The 19,968-nt window shown below is 33.3% G+C and carries 8 protein-coding genes and 17 tRNA genes; 23 read left to right on the top strand and 2 right to left on the bottom strand.

The features are described 5' to 3' along the window. Window positions 1–181 precede the first annotated feature (181 nt). The 12 genes from Q1A60_RS15600 to Q1A60_RS15655 all read left to right on the top strand — a co-directional run bounded on the left by Q1A60_RS15600 (window position 182) and on the right by Q1A60_RS15655 (window position 6,055). Complete coding sequence (locus tag Q1A60_RS15600; RefSeq protein ID WP_299766858.1) at window positions 182–2,782, top strand: hypothetical protein; 2,601 nt, start codon at window positions 182–184, stop codon at window positions 2,780–2,782. A gap of 1,402 nt (window positions 2,783–4,184) precedes the next feature. After that, window positions 4,185–4,279: transfer RNA gene (locus Q1A60_RS15605), tRNA-Lys, on the top strand. Between the two features lie 38 nt (window positions 4,280–4,317). Beyond that, window positions 4,318–4,404, top strand: a tRNA-Ser gene (locus tag Q1A60_RS15610). A gap of 4 nt (window positions 4,405–4,408) precedes the next feature. After that, window positions 4,409–4,496: transfer RNA gene (locus Q1A60_RS15615), tRNA-Ser, on the top strand. 6 nt (window positions 4,497–4,502) lie between these two features. Then, window positions 4,503–4,575: transfer RNA gene (locus tag Q1A60_RS15620), tRNA-Asn, on the top strand. A 5-nt stretch (window positions 4,576–4,580) separates the two neighbouring features. Further along, a tRNA-Cys gene (locus Q1A60_RS15625) sits at window positions 4,581–4,653 on the top strand. 99 nt (window positions 4,654–4,752) lie between these two features. After that, window positions 4,753–4,835 (top strand) — tRNA-Tyr (locus Q1A60_RS15630). A 6-nt stretch (window positions 4,836–4,841) separates the two neighbouring features. After that, window positions 4,842–4,935 (top strand) — tRNA-Gly (locus tag Q1A60_RS15635). 19 nt (window positions 4,936–4,954) lie between these two features. Beyond that, a tRNA-Asp gene (locus tag Q1A60_RS15640) sits at window positions 4,955–5,027 on the top strand. A 98-nt stretch (window positions 5,028–5,125) separates the two neighbouring features. Continuing rightward, window positions 5,126–5,198 (top strand) — tRNA-Pro (locus Q1A60_RS15645). Window positions 5,199–5,765: 567 nt separating this feature from the next. Next, a tRNA-Leu gene (locus tag Q1A60_RS15650) sits at window positions 5,766–5,839 on the top strand. 143 nt (window positions 5,840–5,982) lie between these two features. Beyond that, window positions 5,983–6,055 (top strand) — tRNA-Leu (locus Q1A60_RS15655). Window positions 6,056–6,334: 279 nt separating this feature from the next. Here the strand turns inward: Q1A60_RS15655 and Q1A60_RS15660 are convergent. Further along, a complete protein-coding gene (locus Q1A60_RS15660) occupies window positions 6,335–8,902 on the bottom strand; it encodes a two-component regulator propeller domain-containing protein (protein WP_299766860.1) in 2,568 nt (855 codons plus the stop codon). A gap of 327 nt (window positions 8,903–9,229) precedes the next feature. On the opposite strand from Q1A60_RS15660, the gene Q1A60_RS15665 reads away from it, so the two are divergent. The 7 genes from Q1A60_RS15665 to Q1A60_RS15695 all read left to right on the top strand — a co-directional run bounded on the left by Q1A60_RS15665 (window position 9,230) and on the right by Q1A60_RS15695 (window position 13,407). Further along, window positions 9,230–10,126 (top strand): T9SS type A sorting domain-containing protein, encoded by an 897-nt coding sequence (locus Q1A60_RS15665; RefSeq protein ID WP_299766862.1) that lies wholly within the window; start codon window positions 9,230–9,232, stop codon window positions 10,124–10,126. Between the two features lie 6 nt (window positions 10,127–10,132). Further along, complete coding sequence (locus tag Q1A60_RS15670; protein WP_299766864.1) at window positions 10,133–11,023, top strand: T9SS type A sorting domain-containing protein; 891 nt, start codon at window positions 10,133–10,135, stop codon at window positions 11,021–11,023. A gap of 129 nt (window positions 11,024–11,152) precedes the next feature. After that, window positions 11,153–11,383: a hypothetical protein gene (locus Q1A60_RS15675; protein WP_299766866.1), complete on the top strand. Its 231-nt coding sequence runs from the start codon at window positions 11,153–11,155 to the stop codon at window positions 11,381–11,383. Between the two features lie 664 nt (window positions 11,384–12,047). After that, window positions 12,048–12,119, top strand: a tRNA-Arg gene (locus Q1A60_RS15680). Between the two features lie 28 nt (window positions 12,120–12,147). Then, window positions 12,148–12,218: transfer RNA gene (locus Q1A60_RS15685), tRNA-Gln, on the top strand. Window positions 12,219–12,248: 30 nt separating this feature from the next. Then, a tRNA-His gene (locus tag Q1A60_RS15690) sits at window positions 12,249–12,319 on the top strand. 101 nt (window positions 12,320–12,420) lie between these two features. Further along, window positions 12,421–13,407 carry an RNA ligase, Rnl2 family gene (locus tag Q1A60_RS15695; protein ID WP_299766868.1) on the top strand — a complete coding sequence of 329 codons (987 nt, stop codon included), beginning with the start codon at window positions 12,421–12,423 and terminating at the stop codon, window positions 13,405–13,407. A gap of 60 nt (window positions 13,408–13,467) precedes the next feature. Here the strand turns inward: Q1A60_RS15695 and Q1A60_RS15700 are convergent, their stop codons facing one another. Continuing rightward, window positions 13,468–16,977: a T9SS type A sorting domain-containing protein gene (locus Q1A60_RS15700; RefSeq protein ID WP_299766870.1), complete on the bottom strand. Its 3,510-nt coding sequence runs from the start codon at window positions 16,975–16,977 to the stop codon at window positions 13,468–13,470. Between the two features lie 603 nt (window positions 16,978–17,580). On the opposite strand from Q1A60_RS15700, the gene Q1A60_RS15705 reads away from it, so the two are divergent. The 4 genes from Q1A60_RS15705 to Q1A60_RS15720 all read left to right on the top strand — a co-directional run bounded on the left by Q1A60_RS15705 (window position 17,581) and on the right by Q1A60_RS15720 (window position 19,949). Beyond that, window positions 17,581–17,653, top strand: a tRNA-Phe gene (locus tag Q1A60_RS15705). Window positions 17,654–17,688: 35 nt separating this feature from the next. Next, window positions 17,689–17,759: transfer RNA gene (locus Q1A60_RS15710), tRNA-Trp, on the top strand. Between the two features lie 7 nt (window positions 17,760–17,766). Next, a tRNA-Phe gene (locus tag Q1A60_RS15715) sits at window positions 17,767–17,839 on the top strand. Between the two features lie 1,009 nt (window positions 17,840–18,848). After that, entirely contained in the window at window positions 18,849–19,949 is a 1,101-nt protein-coding gene (locus Q1A60_RS15720; protein ID WP_299766872.1) for a slipin family protein, read from the top strand. Window positions 19,950–19,968: the final 19 nt, after the last annotated feature.

Below are 19,968 nucleotides of genomic sequence, written 5' to 3' on the forward strand. Positions count from 1 at the left end.
CATATAGAACACTATTTTAAAGAATCTAGGGGTATGCTTTTTAACATTTTCAAATGTTATCGTTCTTAAACGTGTGCTGTTATATTTTTTAATAAATACGCTTTCGCGAAAGCGAATAAAGAAAAATTAATATCTTCACAGTAAGCATCTTATACAAACCACTAATCATAAAAAGTATATAATGACAAAAGATCTAGTATCAAGTATTAGAGTATTGCGAAGATCTATGAAAGATTTTACAAAATCTTCATTTCTGAGCATTCTTGTTTTAGGACTAATTTTATTGATCTTATTCAAAATGGATCAAGCCTATACAATGATGGTATTTATGCTTGAAGAAGATAAATTCTCTTTATTCTTGTGCTTCTTTTTTGTAAATGCATTAGCGCTTACCTTATCACACTATCCTATCTACACCTATTACTCACAAGGATTTAACAAAAGTAAAAATGCTATTACCTGGGAAGATAAAAAAATAGAATTTACACTCTTTAAAAAATTCAAATTTTCATATCCTTACTTTATCTATCGTCTAGATGCCAAGAACTATGAAATGAGTGTCACAGCAAATGTCTTACGTTATTGTATAGGTATTGTGATTTATGCTGTTTGGGTGATTTTTATTTATAAAAGTGTACGCCCTAATTTACTTTTTAATGATCAGCTTGGTTTACCACTACAAGCAATTGCATGGATCATTGGTATTTTCTTTACATTTCCCATTATCACATATGCTATTATCAAATTTAGAATAGTAAAAAATAAGATCGTTAATAAAACAGCATTATATACTAGAATAACACGGTATTATTTTTTAGCATCATTACTTTCTGCATTACTTCTCATATATATTTTAGTAAGTGATACAATATTTAGTAGATACGGTTTTATCTTGGTAATGCTGTGTACTTATTGCATGATGTTTTGTTATGTGTTTTTTAGGTTAGTAAGATCTAAAACATCTGATGTATATAATAGTTTACATCCTAAAAATAAACTTCGCATTTTTATTAAAGCTCTTATTTTATTTGAAAATCCATTGCGATATTTACAAACATTTGTCACCTTATTTATAATCGCTGTCCTATTAATAAGTTATTGGAGTATTAGAGCTTTAATGGGAGATGGACTAGGAAATAATGTGATTCCTATCTTACTCGTGTATTTATTTGCCTATTATTGGATTATAGCTAATGTGGGGAAATATCTATTTGTAGCAAATAGTCCTTTGACCAAGACATCCCGTAGTGGTAAACAAATAAAATACTGTGATACAAAAACCTATAAATTAACCTTTTTAGGTATTACTATTCTTACTGTACTTGCTGTTATATCATTCATGTTTGCTGAGCAAAAAACGCATGAAATAGAAACCGTTGCTAATGTAACTGATCCTTCAAAAGTAATTGATGAAGCTACATTTATAAAGGCTGTGAAAAACATAAAAGAAGATCGGGTGTTTTTTATTTCTTCTTATGGAGGAGGCCTTAAAGCAAATGCATGGACGATCAATGTTCTTCAAAAAATTCAAGAAGAAACAGATCATAACTTTTTAAATCAAACCATATCATTATCTGGGGCTTCAGGAGGGTCACTAGGACTTGCCGTTTATACAGGATTATATGCACAATACGGCACCAATGATGTGCGATTAAGACAAAAAATAGATACGATTTCCAGAGAAGATTATGCTTCTGCAGATCTTACATTTACCTTAGGTCTTGATTTATATAGAAAACTTTGGCCACTCACCAATGGCTTGGGATTACAAGATAGATCGTATTATTCTATGATTAAATATCAAAATTTTATAGAAGACACACCAGATAAAAATATATTAAGTGAGGTTGCGTATAGACAATATTGGGCTAATGCTTTTAAAAACAAAAATGATGGCGCCAAAGGATACTTCCCTTCTTTGATTATGAACACAGCTGGTGCAAGAGCAAACAGAGGAATTTTATGGTCTGTCAAAGATAATGAGTCATTCAATAGAATATTCTCAAATGCAGATAATTTAGCCGACTTGTATTTAGAGAAAAACAAAACCCTTCCGTATTACCAAGCTGTATCTATGACCAATAGATTTCCCGGTTTAAGTCCTGCAGCAAAGATCAAAGGATATGGACATTATATGGATGCTGGTGTAATAGACAATAGTGGCTTATTAGGCAATCTTGATGTTTTCAATTACCTAAGAAATCAAACGAAAGACTCTTTATTCAGTAACAAAAAAGTAGTTTTTGTAGATATTATAAATAGTAAAACATTGTATTTAGATCATTTGATGGAAGAATTCATAGAAGATGGATTTGATGTGCGATCTATAGATGAGTCAGAAAAAGATAATATCGTTGTAAATCTATCGACAGCTTTAAACTATAATAAAATTCCTAAATACTTAAGTGACTTCTTTACAAATTGGGGAAACTCTCCAAATACAACATCAAATGCTTTACAAGGTAAAGTAACCTACTATCCTATTTATTTACCTCATAAAATTACGGTAAAGGATATTGAAAAGCATATGTCTGGTAAATACGATAAAAGTAAAAAACAACAATTAAAGAATCTCTTATTAAATCACAATGAGAAAATTCTTACTATGACAGGCACTGATACAATAGGCTTCTTTGATAAATGGGAGTATTACGAACCTACTTTATCTAGACATATGGGAGAAAGTAGTTATAAATATATGAAGCGTATGCTTGATAGCAATGAGTATATCAATAGAGTAATTAATGAAGTAAATAACTCTAAATCCAATACATTAAACTAAATGTATTACTAACATTAGTAACTATCAATGTAATGAACTATGATAGAAGTAAACTACCTCTAGGTATTAAACCCTTTGGAGGTACTAATAAATAACATGACTAACACAACATCTGTAGCACTTATATTTAACTTTCTTAAAGCCTAATTTCCTATAGTCTCTCTCTTGAATTAATTGTCAGAAAACTTCTCATTTTTATATTAAATCTATACAATAACATCTATACTTGGTGAGTATATAAAACAAGGAAAAACAGTAAGTATTTAAAAGTTTTGACAGTCTTTTCAATAAAAAACTAGGTCTATATTTTTCAAAAACCAAAAAATTATAACATATTTGCCCCGTAAATGATACAAAGAATACAACATACAGCACCGAAATCACTGTTAAGCCAGTGGTGCGATTACCGTGGGATAAATGAATTTATTGTTATGGATAAGGACGCTTGTATGTATTCTAAAGATTTTACACAATGATAGTATAACTAAGAAAAATCAAACATATATAAAGCAAGCGTCCAAGGAATTGGGCGCTTTTTTTATGTCCAAAATGTTTAAAAACCTTATGAACAAAACAAAAACAGAAAAAAATTAAAAAAATAGTTCATCTATTGAAAAGAGTATAATCACATAATAAAAAATCCATTTGGAAGCTAAGCAACAGAGAGACAGTCTACTGCATAAAAATCCAATATCTGTCATAAGACGGACAAGGATATCTATGTCTAAAAACAAACATAACTAATTGATTATCAGTAAAATAAATTTAATTTTTATTTGGAAAATTAAAAATTAATTCGATCTTTGCATCGCAATCAGAAACAATCTAATGTTGTTTCTACATAGAAATAAAAACGTAATACATGAAAGCAAATACTATGATACCGAGTTTTAGTCTACATCGAGGATGTAGCGTCGAGCAAAGAGTGCTCGGCTTATATATAGACTCGGACACATACGTCTTTTTTATAGAACAAAAACGGAAACGCATATAGGCATATATCGATTTCTTACACTATAAAAAAGACGCCCAGACAAGGCGTCTTTTTTTATGCACTACGATCATTGACATATTGAACCCGAATTATGCATTAGAAAATCTATTGCGTATTTAAATCTCTGCAAAATCAAACACTTCGTTGCACTTTTTAATGTAACCATAGCTATGCTATGCTAAAATTAAGAAAGCACTTGATTTTATTGAGCTTTCAGCCCTCATGACAAATCTCTAATGCATAATTCGGATTGAAAAACTAACATATATAAGTTACTTAGTAAAGTGCTACTACATGATTATAGAACGTTGATCTTAAAAAATTACGCTTTCGCGAAATCGAACGCAGAAGAATCTCTATAAATCATATATCTAGAATACACTTTTATGAACTAACAAATATATACATTGACATGTAACTCAACTGGCAGAGTACCCAGCTTTTAACTGGGAGGTTATGAGCCTGCCTGCCGGCATAGGCAGGTTCAAATCTCATCGTGTCAACTTTATCTCAAATTTTGTAGTAGAAAATTTTAGTATATGGAAGGGCAAGCCAATGGGCGGTGGTCGCTGTTTTGAAAACAGTTAGGAGCTAACGACTCGTGTGGGTTCGACTCCCACTCCTTCCGCTTTGGAGAATAGGCAAATATTGGCTTTGTTGCACTTGTCTGCTAAACAAGTTCACGTTAGCGTGATGAAGGTTCGATCCCTTTGTTCTCCGCATTTTGATACTGTAGCTTAACTGGTAGAGCCGGGAGCTGTTAACTCTCAAAGTATAGGTTCAAATCCTATCAGTATCGCAAAAGACAAGGTGGCTGAATGGTTTAGGCAACGGATTGCAAACCCGTTTCATATGAGTTCGAATCTCATCCTTGTCTCAATGATTGAAACAGCATCAAACTTGTTTGAATACTGTGGAAATCCATTTTGTGACTTTATGAGAAAGCGTAACAATCTCATCCTTGTCTCAAACACCTGGAAGTATTGAGCAATTGGTTGGCTCGCCTGACTGTAAATCAGGTCTCGCGAGAGCATGTAGGTTCGAGTCCTACTACTTCCACAATAAGCAGTTATGGTGTTAATGGTAGCATAATAGACTTCCACTCTTTAGGTCTGAGCCTGCCTGCCGGCATAGGCAGGTTCGAATCTCAGTAACTGCTCTTAAAAAAATAATAATATAGTATCGTAGCACAACGGCTAGTGCACCCGACTGTCTCTCGGAAGGTTGTGGGTTCAAATCCCATCGGTACTGCATCATATAAAGTCTAGAAAGGACTTCTATCTGGGGTTTGTAATCGCAATATACAAGCTCTAGATACCAAACACAGTATTTATACAAGTACTGTATTTCTGGGAGGATAACGACGGTTAGTTTACCCGCCTTGGACGCGGGAGGTTGCAGGTTCGAATCCTGCCTCTCAGACGAAAGAATCATATCAAGTTTACTTGAATATGATTTCCAATGAGACGTGGCAGGAAAGACAAGGTCAACCCTGCCTCTCAGACGAAAGAATCAAATAAAGTATTCTTGAATGATTTTCAATGAGGTATGGCGCACGGTTAGCGCACCGTGCTGATGCCAAGGTGGTTTTGGAGCCAGTGCTGAACTTTTTTCAGTATTCGAGTCCCAATACCTCAACAATTATATAACAACAAGAGCACACTTACGTCTGAGCGCTACCCCTATATGGTAGAAGGTTCAGACGAGTGCTTTATGTTACATATTATAATAATGCATTTACTATAAAATTGGGGTATGACGCAATTGGCTAGTGTGCTGGTCTCATTAACCAGAGGTTTTAGAGCCTGTGCTGAACGTGTTTCAGTATTCGAGTCCTGATGCTCCAACAAATAGTTCCGTTGGTCAAATGGTGAAGACGCCACACGTTAACTCATTGATCGCAGATTTGATATATCGGATTCGTTGAATTCGTAAACTCATTTCTATGTGGAATTAGAGGTTCGATTCCCCTACGGAATACAACAAATTGCAGGAATGGCGGAACCGGCATACGCACTTGATTTAGAATCAAGCTTTTGAGAGTTCGAATCTCTCTTCCTGTACTACTTATATCTGTTTTTAATAGCAATGCTATAATAAATTAAACAGAGAGATGAGAAGTTTATCCTGAGCGAAGTCGAAGGGAATCTCTCTTCCTGTACTATTTTACATAGTTATATTCATAATAATCGTGTATAACTATAATGCTCCGCTGGCCAAATGGAAAAGGCATCAGGTTTAAGCCCTGCGATTTCTTGGTTCGAATCCAAGGTGGAGTACAAAATCCTAATCACTTTGTGAAAAGGTGGGCTGCTTATAGTCCTTAGATAAACTTGGTAACAAGTATAAATCTGTATGCTGACACAGTATATAGAGGCTTTTTTCTGAAAAGAAAGGAGTACACGTAAGCAAGCAACTAACATATTTTCACGAGAATTCAGGGGCGACCGCTGAGAAGACTTAGGGAAATATAGCCGACTTCAAAATAGGTTTGAGATGGAGACGTCAATAAAAACAAAGTTCGTTTTTTTGAATTTTACTGTTTAAGAATAAATTACTTATAGTTTTAAGAATTTCAAATTTTCATTATAAGTTTTACTTACAGGAATAGTTGTATTAAATACAGTAACTTCTTTCTGGCCATTCTTTTGATTTACCTTATCTATACGAACATAATAAGAACGATGTACTTTTATATATTCTATGGTATCAGGTAATTCATCATAAAAATCGTCTATTTTTTTTCGAATGAGATATTTTTTTGACTTGGTATAGACTTCTATGTAATTTCTAGAAGATTTAAAATAGCCTATATCAGAAGATTTTACTTTGATAGATTTCCCATCATGTTTAATCGTTACGACAGTAGTCTTATTATCTTTTTTCTTAATACTATAAAGTGCTATTTTAATTACCTTTTTTAAATACTTTGCGTCAAAAATTAAAACACGGTAAAAAAATGCTAAGTATACTAAAATGAATAAAAAAATTATGCTACTTATTAAAAACCATATAGATTTCCAAAAAGGAGGGGTTATAGTAAAAATAGTTTGTATAGTATCTCCCCATGTACCATCGTCATTTTTGACTTGAATTGAAATATCATATTTCCCAGTAGCTATATTTAAGATGTCTAATGCTTGTCTTTTGCTATACTTCCATACCGTATCTGACTTTTTTATTTTATATCTATAAAATGTTTCTTTCCCTTCTTTAAAAGAAATCGATTTATATTCTAGTCTTATCGATTTTGTAGTGTATGGAAAAGTCAATTTTTCTGAAATATCTACTGCTTTTTCGTCTACAATGATATTATTTAATTGAAACCATTTCTTATAATTAACTGTAAGTTGATTAACTACTTTTTTAGGAATACTAAACAATCCTTCTTTAGAAGAAATCCAAATGGTATCCTTTATAACTTCTATATCATTAATTTCAGATGAAATGAGCCCTTCATTAGTAGCTAATGTTTCAACTTCATAGGAATCATTAGCAAATAATGTAATCCGATTAAGTCCTTGGTTAGTTCCTGCCCAAATGGTGTATTTGTCTTCTACAAATAACTCAGTACATAAATCACTTGATAATCCATTTTTTTTAGAAATAGAGATAATGGTATCTTTTTTATTAATGAGTATACCAGCACCCATTGTAGAAATATATAAATTTTGATCTTTATAATCTACGTCAGAAATACGATAACTGAAATTGGGGTGTTGATTTTGTAAAGAATAAATACTACCATTTTCAAATTTAAATAACCCATCTAAAGTGCCAATAATAATAGTAGAATCTTTTTGTGTAACATCAAAAATACGACGAGCCATATTTACTCTTCTATATGACTCATTTTTAAAGATAAATAAATTAGATCTTTCATAGGGTATCGTAAAAAATTTGTCATCATTAATCCCTAAAACTGTTAAAATTCCTTTTTCATTTAAATATTTACTATCTATTATTTTATCCTTTTGTTTATCATACTTGACATAAGCTGGGTAACTATTTATAAGCGTTGAAAATGTTGAAAAGATATCTTTTTCTTTTCTTAAAATTTTTCCATCATGTAATGAAATATATAATTGATCATTATCATCTTTAGCTAAATCAATAGGATAACTATCAAATTTGTAATAACTTATATCAGGTTGTTTTGAATAAAAAACCCCCGCATTTAAAGTGGAAATCCATAATCCATTTTCATGATCTCTAAAAATTTTAGTTACTGATTTATTTTTTAAGAAATGATGTTGAACAACGCCTTCTAAATTGATAATTTTAACACCTCCATACTGATATCCTACCCAAAAATGATTGTTATCATATTTACCTGCCATAATAGGAGTGTCATTATTATTTTCTATAATCTCTATTTCATTAATCTGATCAAGAATGCTATCAATAATAAAAGAATTTCTTCCAAAGAAACAAACTCTTTTATTATGATTAGGAAACTCAATAACTCTAGAAAAAACAGATTTTCCAGATTGTCTTTCTATAGTTTTACTCCAATATAACTCTTTAGATATATCTTTTTTAGTTTTAGTAACAAAACTAAAACTAGGATGTTCTTTACTAATATTAAGTTGAAGATTCTCTTTCTGGGGCTTAATCCTAAGATGACTTAATTCATTAGTAATTATTTTTGAAGGGTTTAATTTTATATATCCATTTACCTGCAAAAAATCAACTAATAATTCGTTATTTTTTAGGGTAATATTGTTTATGATAAGATTTTCTTCCCAAGAATTTTCAATAATATCTTTGTGAGAATATAAATGAAAACCATCTGTAGCATTTTTGAAATAAAAAATGCTATTACTTAATGTTGAACACCATATGGCACCATCTTCTTGTTCAAAGAAATTATATATAACATTATCTGGAAGTCCTTCAGAAGTTGTAAAACGTTCAAAAGTAATTCCATCATACCTAGTCAATCCTCTGTCGGTAGCAAACCAAATATATCCTTTAGTATCCTGAGTAATATCATATATCTCATTACTAGAAATTCCATCTATAGCCGTAAAATTTTCAAAGTATGGATGATCTTGAGCTAAACTAGTATAGCTACAAAAAAATACAATAAATAATACGTAATAATTGAATTTTTCAAAAAGCATCAAGGGGTCTTTTTCTTTTTATAGCATGCTAAATATAGAAATAACTATAAACAGTTTAATGAAATAGCATGAAATAAATTTCATTTACAAAATTTAGATCCAACATTTTAGCAGGCATATTATCATTTATTCTGTACTAATAATTTATTGCCAGATTCATTTGTCCCAAGAATGATATGATTCGTCCCAAAAACTCGTTACCAATTGTATGGATTAACAAGCCTGTACTTCTCTTATATCAATTTATGACATTATTCTGGGATTAATCAAAATAGTCGATACTCAAAGATAATTTTGAATAAATAATTATTAAAATTCAAAACAAGAATGAACAAAATACTACTTATCCTTTTATTCCTATTTATTAATTACACATGTATACATTCTCAGAGTATTATATTAAGTCATAGTGTTGATAATGATACAGGCACCGTTTTAGCTACAGCTTGTTTTCAAGATTTAGATGGAGATAATGAAAATGACACAATTCTTGAAAACTCTTGGTGGAGGTCTTACACACCATCTGCTCCTGAGTTTGGAATTTCAGGACAATTTATGATTACCGGCGTTCAATTTGTTAGTATATCTTCATCAACTAGTGAAGTAAATAGTACAGCCACTATAAGGCTTCATATTAGTGATGGCCCATTTCCAAATGGTAGTCTTACTGAAATTGCCTCTGAAAGTATAGTCTTAGATCCATCTAATGTTTTTGACCTTATAAATGTAAATTTAGCTACTACTACTCCAATTATAGTTTCTGCAGATCAGGAAATAGTCATACAATTTGAAATAGCATCGCAAGATCTTGTAGATTTTGCAGAAAACGGAATTGGAGCAAATAGTTTTGGACAAACAGCTCCTTCATATCTTACTACAGCAGCAGAGCCATGCGGAATTACAGACCTTGCAGATTTAGGATTTCCAGATGTGCATTATGTATTAAACTTAGTTGGTGAGGAAGTATTAAGTATAGATGAGAATACGATTGAAGGTACTATTTCCATATATCCAAATCCAGTACAAGATATATTAACTATTACTGCGCAAAGAGGTATTCAAAATATATCATTAATAAACTTAGAAGGTCAAGTTGTATTAAGGAAAGAGATAAATAATGAGAAAAACTCACAAATAGATTTTTCTGAAATATCCAGAGGGGTACATATAATAGAAATTGTTTCTAATGGGCAAAAAGGAATTTATAAAATTATTAAAGAATAAATAACAATGAAAAAAATAATATTAATTCTTGCATTTTTTAATTTTATAAATTTTAATGCCCAAACATTAGTATTAAGTCATAGCATAGATGATACAACCCTTACTGATTTTGCAGTTGTGTGTAGAACTGATGAAGACGGAGATGGTACTTTAGACACCGTAGCAGAAAACTCATGGTGGAGGTCATATACTCCCTCAGCTCCAGAATTTGGAATATCAAATCAATTTTTGATATCAGGTATTCAATTTATTAGTCTTAGTGCTACGAATACTACAGAGAATACCGATGCTACAGTTAGATTACATACAACTGATAATCCATTCCCTACCGGTAATTTAACAGAGATTGCATCAGAATCTATAACATTAACCCCAGATACTTCTACATTTTTATTACAAGTTAATTTTTCTACACCAATTTTAGTAGATGCAGATCAAGAAATAGCTATACAATTTGAAATCACTAATACTGATGTTGTAGATTTTGTACAGAATGGAATAGGGGCTAATAATCTAGGACAAACAGCACCTTCCTACCTTTCTAGTGCACCATGTGGTATTTTTGATATTACAGACTTTAATGATATTGGAGATGGTTTTCCAGATAATAATATTGTATTAAACTTAGTTGGTGAGGAAGTATTAAGTGTAGATGAGAATACGATTGAAGATATTATTTCTCTATATCCAAATCCAGTACAAGATATATTAACTATTGAAACACAAGTAGAAATTCAAAAAATATCTTTATTTAACTTGAATGGACAAGTTGTTTATAATCAAAAGGAAGGAAATATAAATCGACAAATTGATATTTCTGAATTGTCAAAAGGTGTTTATTTATTACAAATCATTTCTAATCGACAAAAAAGAATTTACAAGGTTATTAAAAAGTAAATTAGAATTATAAAGTTACAAGGTGAATATGCCAAAAATGATAGTTAAAACTTTAAAAAAAACAGGTAAAACCCTTGATTGCCTGACTTAAATGTTCAAGGGGTTATTCATATTAAACTATAAAATATTATGTTAAAAAAAATTTTAAATGTAAAAGGGGTTGAAAGATTAAGTACTAAAGAGCAACAGCTCATAAGTGGTGGTGGATTTCTAACATTTTGTTCGTCAGATGATGATTGTAGAGTACCAGGTTTTCCAAACTGCCGCTCGGCTTGTCTTACTAATATTAACGGACAAAACCTATGTGTTTTTGAAGTGAGTACTTGCTCTGATAATGGAGGAGGTGTTGGTATAGGGTAGTCTATTTATATAGATTATTCTTTATTCTATTAATAAGTTATTAAAAGAAAATTTATTTTAAACGGAATTGACTTTACAGTTACTTCCGTTTTTTGTCATAATACTAAATCTATATCTTCTTTAAAAAAGTTCGATATATCTCACTTTATATATATTATTTTACATCTATATTTCTATGGTAAACATTCTCGCAGGCCGCTCGTAAAGGAGACGCCTGTTAATGGTGGGGGAGCCAACCCCTGTAGTTGCAAAGTGCGGATATTACAAAGCCGCTATGCAAGCCTAGTCTAAGTTGCCGAACAGTTACAATGTAATCAGGCATCGGGTATGTACGTGCTTCCTCAATGCGAAGAGGAAAAACGTGGAAAACAAGAGAAAGCATTGCTATAATCCTTGGAAAGCATATTCAAAACGACAGTATTCTCAAATCGTTTTTATTAGTAAAACACTATTTTGAAAAATTGCAAAGCAAGGTATTCAAGATAGATAGTTGAACTAATCCCGCTTTTTCAGCGGGATCTTTAGTTTAATAAGCGTAATACCACATACGTTCGTTAGCCTAACAAAACTTTAGTTGGGGCGTACGCTACGAATCTCGCATAGAATATTTGGGTATAGGTTCCCTTTTAATTTCTTGATCTCTATGTAACGTGGCGTACCATTTAGATCTATGGTGTAATGGATAGCACACAAGGCTACGAACCTTGAGGTAAGGGTTCAACTCCTTTTAGATCTGCAAAATCATACCTTCTTAGGTATTGTATTAACCTGTGATGTAACGGCAGCATACTAGACTTTGACTCTGGCAGTATAGGTTCGAATCCTATCAGGTTATCTAAAAAGCTTATTTATATGAGCAAAAATGGTGTTTTTAACTTATGTGGTAAAGTGCTAGACTGTGAATCTAGATAACAGGGTTCGAATCCCGAAAACACCCCTAAAGATATCTTTTGAGTAATTAAACAATACAAAGATCATCACTGACGTGCAGTCATTAATTGCATTATTTCTATTGTTTAACATTTAAAAAAATACTCATGTTCAAAAAATACAACGCTATAGAAAATACATATCGAGAGAAGGTAATAGAACAAATACACCTTCACGGATATGGAAACGACACCTTTGTAGTACAAGAAAAAGTACATGGTGCAAACTTCTCATTTATTTGTGATGGAAAAAACATACAAGTGGCCAAGAGAACAACGCTTATTGAAGAAGGCGAACAATTTAACAACTATCAATTTGTTCTAGATACATATCGAAATTGTATTGTTGAGTTATTCTCTCTCATTACAAAAGACATTCCAGACGTAACTACTATTCATGTATATGGAGAGCTGTTTGGAGGTTCTTATGGACATCCCGATGTAGAAAAGATTCCTACTATGGTCAAAGTACAAAAAGGAATTAGTTACTCTCCAAAAAATGATTTTTATGCTTTTGATATCTGTATAAATCAAGAATACTATCTTGATGTACATCAAACAAATTCTTATTTTAAAAAAACAGGTTTCTTTTATGCAAAAACACTTTTTGAAGGAGATTTACAAAGTTGTTTAGAATATCCTAATCTATTTAGCACTTATATTCCACTATGGTTAGGTTTTCCTGAAATGGAATCTAATTTTTGTGAAGGAGTGGTAATACGTCCTTCTAAAAACAGTATTTTTCGTAATGGATCTCGTGTTATTTTAAAAAATAAAAATGAGAAATGGTCTGAAAAATCTAAAGTCAAAAAAGTAGTAAAACCTATTGAATTTACAGAGGAAGAAACTACACTATGGGATATTCTACATAGTTATCTTACAGAAAACAGACTCATAAATGTACAAAGTAAACTAGGTGAATTTCAAGTGAAAACTATTGGAAAAACCATTGGATTCTTTGCTAAAGATGCCCTAGAGGATTTTATAAAAGAACATCCTACACTGTGGGATACTATAGAAAAAGAGAGACGTAAAGTAATTACAAAGCGTCTAAATATAGCATCAGCTACATTAGTGAAAACTATGTATCTATAGCTCAAATGAAAAAGGCTTCCAAATATGGAAGCCTTTTTTGTTATGCTAATTTAAATAGATTTACTTCTTAATAAATCGTCTTGTGATGGTAGTATCACCCGACGTAATTCTAATAAAGTATGTACCTGATTTATAATCAGACACATTAATACTTCGAATATCTCCATCATTCATTTCACTTACGAGCATTCCTAGCATGGAGAATACCTTGATATTGTCTATAGTTCTGTCCTGCACATCAATATTCAATACTCTTTCTGCTGGGTTAGGATAGATTCTAAATAGCGTATTATCCTCTCTAGCAAGTAACTGTGTACTCAAGGATTGCGACCTCGTAGCATCTACACAAAAATCTGTCACATCAGAAGCTCCAAAATCTCCTCCAGAAGCGATCACTCCTTCAGAACTTTCTAAGGTATATGATCCATTACCAAAGCCGCAACAAATACCATCTCCGAAAGCATCTGTAATTGTAAATGTATAATCTCCTGAACTTAATCCATTAATATTTTCAACCACTGTAGATCCATCAGGATTTGCGGTAGAATAACTATTGCTTGCTACGGTTGTTCCTCCAGATGTTAATGTCCAAGCGGTTTCTTCAGGATAATCATCAAAATTAATGGTAAGTGTTAAATCTCCCGCAGCACAATTATTACCTGTTCCTCCATCTGTAGTAAGCGAAATATCATCTATGGCAACATCTGCTTGCCAAGTACCGCCTGTTACTCTATTAAAACGTAATTGAAGTCCTCCTCCTACATAAGCCGCAAGATCAAGTGTTACCGTATTCCATTGATTTCCTTGATTTCCGGTTTGATTCCAGATTGATGCCCATGTATTTCCATCATCATTACTTGCTTCCAAATCAATACTTCCTGCATCTGTAGATCCAAACATGTGGTATTGGAATGAGAAGGTTGCTTGAGAAGCACTATTTAAATCAAAACAAGGAGAATTTAAAATCGCTTGTTTATTTGGGAAGCCTGTCCCGTTTCCAGAAGCTTCTACATACACATAGAATGCACCATCTGCTCCAGTAGAAGGTCCTGTGTTATTAGAAGGCGTTCCTCCTGAGTCACGCGTCCAATTTAAGTCGTCTCCTGTAGCTTGTCCCCAAGCACCAAAAGAACTTTCAAAACTCTCTGAGTATGGGAATGCAGTGATACCTCCAGAACATCCTGATCCTGGTTCTCCCCCTGAAGTAGTAAGAGCAATAGCATCTATCGCTACATCTGCTTGCCAAGTACCGCCTGTAATTCTATTGAAACGTAGCTGAACACCACTTCCAATATAAGCCGCTAGGTTTAGGTTTATCGTATTCCATTGATTTCCTTGATTTCCAGTTTGACTCCAGATAGAAGTCCATGAAAGTCCATTATCATTACTAGCTTCTAGTGCTATACTACCTGCATCATTAGATCCAAACATATGATATTGGAATGAGAAGGTTGCTTCTGTCTCATTGCTCAAATCATAACATGGGGAATTTAAAATCGCTTGCTTATTTGGGAATCCTGTTCCATTTCCAGAAGCTTCTACATAGATATAAAATGCGCCATCTGCTCCTGTAGAAGGTCCTGTATTATTAGAAGGTGTTCCTCCAGAATCGCGCGTCCAGTTTAAATCATCTCCTGTTGCTTGTGTCCAATCTCCAAAAGAGCTTTCGAAACTCTCTGAGTATGGGAAAGAAGAAATTCCACCTGTACAGGCAGTAATAGCTCCTGTGGTTACACTTACTGAATTACTCTGTCCCGATTGATTCCCTGCAGCATCTTTAGCGATCACAAAGAAACTATAGGTCGTTGTTGAGCTTAATCCTGTTACTGTAAAACTAGTTCCAGATGCGGTTCCTACAACAACACCGTCTTGATACACATCGTATCCAGTAACTCCAATATTATCTGTAGAAGCATTCCAAGATAAATCTGTACTTGTTGCTGTTGTATTTGTAGCCGCTAAACTTGTAGGTGTAGAAGGAGGGTCTGAATCTGGTATTGCATTTCCAATTTGGAAAGCAGCCACATGACTCTTTCTAACAGTTGCTGCACTTCCATTCATATATTCTCCAATATGCCAGAACGTCAAATCATCTGTTGGATCTATCGTAAGCTGTGAATAATCTCCATAACGACCATCTGGTCTGTTTGTTTGTGCATTTCCGTCTACAATAGTTTGCTCTGCAACAGTCATAGTTCCCAACGGATCTGATGCCAATCGCCCTGTGTATCGTAATGAAGTAAATATAGAGTTACTTACAATGGTATACCCTAACCCTATATTGCCTTGGAAGTCCATTCCTATACTTCCACAAAACACACTATAATTAGGTTGTGAATACGTACCTTCTTGATAAATAGTCCAAGGTTGATTATCACCTGTTTGACGTAATTCATACCAACGTATTCCTGCTCTAGTATCATTTCCACTTACATCAACTACAAAGTTCATCACTGCAGAGTTATGCGTTCCAAAACGTCTATAATTGGTCATATACATCATGGTTGCTTGAATCGCATCAATATTAGGACCATTGCCTGGTTCGTCAAGATTATTAAATGAACCTCCATTAAATACTGCATCAAAAGAGGCTGTATTAATTTGTTGTGGACTTGAGATAGAAGAACTTGCAGGGTTATTCCAATTAACACTAATATCCCAAATATTTAATCGGTCTTGTGATACACCACTCCAACTATCATCTTGCATATACACAATAGGATGTGGTACTCCTACAGGTGGCAATGAAGGTCCAGTAGCATTAAACCCACCTGGGCTATAGAATCCATTATTTGAAGCCCCTGGTAATGGAAAACCTATTAATTGAGCATTTGGATTTCCTACTAGCATTTCATCACGCTCTACAGCAAATACAACCTCGCTTGTTGTAATAGAACCTTGATCTTTATTTGCTGTAATATAATAGCCATCACTCCAAATAGATAATTTTTCATAATCTGGAAATGACCCTGTATTAAAACGATAGGTAAACCAACCATCATTTACTGGATCTGGTCCTTGTCCTACTGCAATTAAAAAACCATTTGGGGTGTTACTAAATTGCATAATAATAAAACGATCTGCATAACGATCATATACCACAACAGGATCTCCTAGGGTTTCTCCCGGAAATATAGTTCCTAAAGATGCTTCAGGAAGTAATACATTTCCTGAGCGATCTAAGATTCCAAAACCTGAGTTAAAGGCATATACATAATGATTTGGGCCTATAGCTCCTGTTGGATCATTTAATACCGTTCCTTGATGAGCACCAAAAGAAGCCACAGGAGCTCTTCCTTGAATAGGTTGTACTTGAGTTTGTTTTTGAAGTAAAGGATCGGGTCCTGCAGGAAGTCCTTTTCCTGGAATAAATGTATTTGATCCTCTTCGTTTAGGAGGAGCTACATGTTCAAATCCAGCAGCAGCTATAATATTATCCATAGAAGATAGTGCTGGTATCTCTCTCATATATTCTGCTTGACCATATGAGGTAGGTGACATTGATCCGTCTTGGGCGTATCCTATAAAGGCGCTCAAAAGACATAAAATAAAAAGTGTAATTTTCTTCATTTTTGATGAGTATAAGGTGTTAAAAATAAGTTAGTTATCAGTTAAGTTATAAAAAAACTAAGGAATTATTGACAAGTATTCTCTTAAAAAACACAATACCCCTTATTTCTATGGAAAAGCCGTAATACGGCTCTGGAAAAGGGATACAAAACAGACACCCTTAAAACATAAAACCACTCATTTATAATAAAAAAATAAGTTTTTAATCACTACGCAAAAAGACTGCGTAGTAGTATTTCACATTTGCACTGTAAATACTGATTGAGTGACTTCATCTTTTGGAATCAGTGAGGCATTCAAAATGGATATCCCGTCATAACACGGCGTATGGCGGGATTTAAAAATTAACTTATATGAATTCATGTTCATATTCAAAAAAAGAGTGCAGTCTGATTGTGGTGGTCAGTTTAGTAGTACACATTTATAGCTACTAAAAATGTTGTTTATACATAAACTTCATTACTGTGCTCTGCATAAACAATGTACTCGTTATATCGAGTTATAAAGTGTCTGTAGTGTAATGGCTAGCACGGTGGGTAGATCCTACAAGTCTGAAGTTCGATTCTCGGAAGGCACGTACATCAATACTCTTGATGTACACTTGAAACAGTAGCTTATGTGGTATAAGCGTCAGGTTGAAGCCCTGAAGATATACGTTCGACTCGTATCTGTTTCACTATATATTGAGAATACATATCTCAAATATGACACACGCTTATGGTGTAACGGTAGCATCTAAGTCTCCAAAACTTAGGGTTGAGGTTCAAATCCTTGTGAGCGTGCAATACTGAAACAGTAGCTTATGTGGTATAAGCGACCCGCTGAAGACGGGTAGATATACGTTCGACTCGTATCTGTTTCACACTATGCAAGTCTTGTTGGGTGTTTCTGTATAGCACTATTGTATGTGGTATTACAGTTTTTGTATGACGACCGCATATCCAATTTGACATAGAGGTTTGATTATTCTCCAAAAATAATCATACACTGTAGGTTGTGGGTTCGAGTCCCACTCTCATTTATGAGATAGTTCAACGGATAGAATAACAGTAGTAGATGTTGCGGGTTCGAGTCCCGTCAATTCTTAATGAGAATTGTAACTCAATGGGCAGAGTACTACAATGGACTGAAAATCCATTTCTAGTGAAGTTAAGGGAAGAGCTTCTAAAAAACTTCCCACCACCAAGATGATCAACTTATAAAAAATGATCAACAGACTGTTAATCTGTATAAATTTAAACAATACAAGAGCTATCGGTTGTTTATCTCTTTAGGGAGGTCACAATAAATCTTGAATGTACTTTGAATCATTGATTTTAGATACTACAAAGTTGTTGCTTTTTTATAGCACCTGTTTTCGACAAAGAGCTGTTTCTAAACGTTTCTTTCTTGTTTACAATCTCTAAAAAACCAATAATAGGTTAGTCTATAAAATCTCTTATTCCGTTCATAAAGGATGATAGCTATTGTATTGTTTTTTAAAAGAATTATGCTTTCGCGAAAGCTATGCCAGAAACAATAGCACTAGCGAAATGAAAAATAATATATGAAGAAGCTATTAAAAAGTAACTTAATACGTCATTCTGAACTTGTTTCAGAATCTTATCAAATTCGTTACTCGTGTAATGAGAAACTGAAACAAGTTCAGTTTGACGAAAATTACACCTTTTAGGTAGCATCTAGATCAATTCACTATTCTGAATTCGTCCTTCAGACTTTTCATAATAGCGTTTTACTAATAAAACATAACTTCTTTGTATACCGGTCATAGAAGTTATCCTGAGTACTATACTCAAAAACTGAAGTTTAACTATTTCCCAGATAGATGGGATTAAAAACAAAAGATACCCGCCTTCACGGGCATGAGAATTATGAAAAAAATACGTATCAACGCCGGTAAAGTCGGCTTAGTTTTTAAGAATGGAGATTACAAACGCGTCCTTATAGAGGGTGTACACTGGGTACGCTTTCGCGAAAGCGTAAACGTATACAATACCGCACTTTCTTTTACATCAAATACTCTCGATTTAGAAGTGTTCTTACGAGATGAAGAACTCGTTAAATTATGGCATATTATTGATGTATTAGACCATGAGATTGTGATTGTATACAAAAACGGAAAATATAGTCAAACCCTTACCGCTGGGCGTTATGTTTTTTGGAAAGGTCTTGTAACATACGAATTTACACGCGCCGATCTTAGCAAGATTGACATCACAGAAGAGATTGACAGGGCTGTATTTTCTAAGTATGATCTATATAACCATATCCGTGTGTTTGAAGTAGCAGCGCATGAAAAAGCTGTCATGCTAGTGAATGATGAATATGTAAAGACATTATCTGGAGGTACATACCGTTTCTGGAAGAATGACACTACCATTAAAATTGCAAAAGTAGATTTACGTCAATTACAACTAGAAATAGCGGGTCAAGAGTTACTCACTAAAGATAAAGCGACGATTCGTTTAAACTTTTACGCACACTATAAAGTGACTCAGGTAGAGAAGGCTTTACTAGAAGCAAAAGATTTCGAAAAGCAATTATATGTATCATTACAACTAGCGCTTCGTGCTTTTGTAGGGAGTTACACATTAGATGAACTATTAGAAAGTAAAGAAGCATTAGCGCAATCTGTTTTTGAAGATAGTAAAGACATTGCAAAAAAGCTTGGTGTTACGGTACTGAATTGTGGCGTACGTGATATTATCCTTACCGGAGAAATGAAAGACATTATGAATCGTGTGTTAATTGCACAAAAAACAGCACAAGCAAATGTCATTACACGTAGAGAAGAAACCGCAAGCACTCGTAGTTTGCTGAATACAGCAAAACTTATGGAAGAAAACGAAATGCTTTACAAGCTGAAAGAAATGGAGTATGTTGAAAAAATTGCCGACAAAATCGGGGAGATTACGCTATCTGGAAATAGTGGCATGGTCACTCAATTAAAGGAATTATTTACAACAAAGTAATCCATATACTAGAATAAAC

Origin of the sequence: uncultured Dokdonia sp., assembly GCF_947492535.1 — a bacterium.
Lineage (GTDB): Bacteria > Bacteroidota > Bacteroidia > Flavobacteriales > Flavobacteriaceae > Dokdonia.

Excerpts from the sequence above, each read along its gene's own strand:
- Q1A60_RS15600 (WP_299766858.1), top strand. The coding sequence starts at position 182 with ATGACAAAAGATCTAGTATCAAGTATTAGAGTATTGCGAAGATCTATG.
- Q1A60_RS15660 (WP_299766860.1), bottom strand. The coding sequence starts at position 8,902 with ATGCTTTTTGAAAAATTCAATTATTACGTATTATTTATTGTATTTTTT.
- Q1A60_RS15665 (WP_299766862.1), top strand. The coding sequence starts at position 9,230 with ATGAACAAAATACTACTTATCCTTTTATTCCTATTTATTAATTACACA.
- Q1A60_RS15670 (WP_299766864.1), top strand. The coding sequence starts at position 10,133 with ATGAAAAAAATAATATTAATTCTTGCATTTTTTAATTTTATAAATTTT.
- Q1A60_RS15675 (WP_299766866.1), top strand. The coding sequence starts at position 11,153 with ATGTTAAAAAAAATTTTAAATGTAAAAGGGGTTGAAAGATTAAGTACT.
- Q1A60_RS15695 (WP_299766868.1), top strand. The coding sequence starts at position 12,421 with ATGTTCAAAAAATACAACGCTATAGAAAATACATATCGAGAGAAGGTA.
- Q1A60_RS15700 (WP_299766870.1), bottom strand. The coding sequence starts at position 16,977 with ATGAAGAAAATTACACTTTTTATTTTATGTCTTTTGAGCGCCTTTATA.
- Q1A60_RS15720 (WP_299766872.1), top strand. The coding sequence starts at position 18,849 with ATGAAAAAAATACGTATCAACGCCGGTAAAGTCGGCTTAGTTTTTAAG.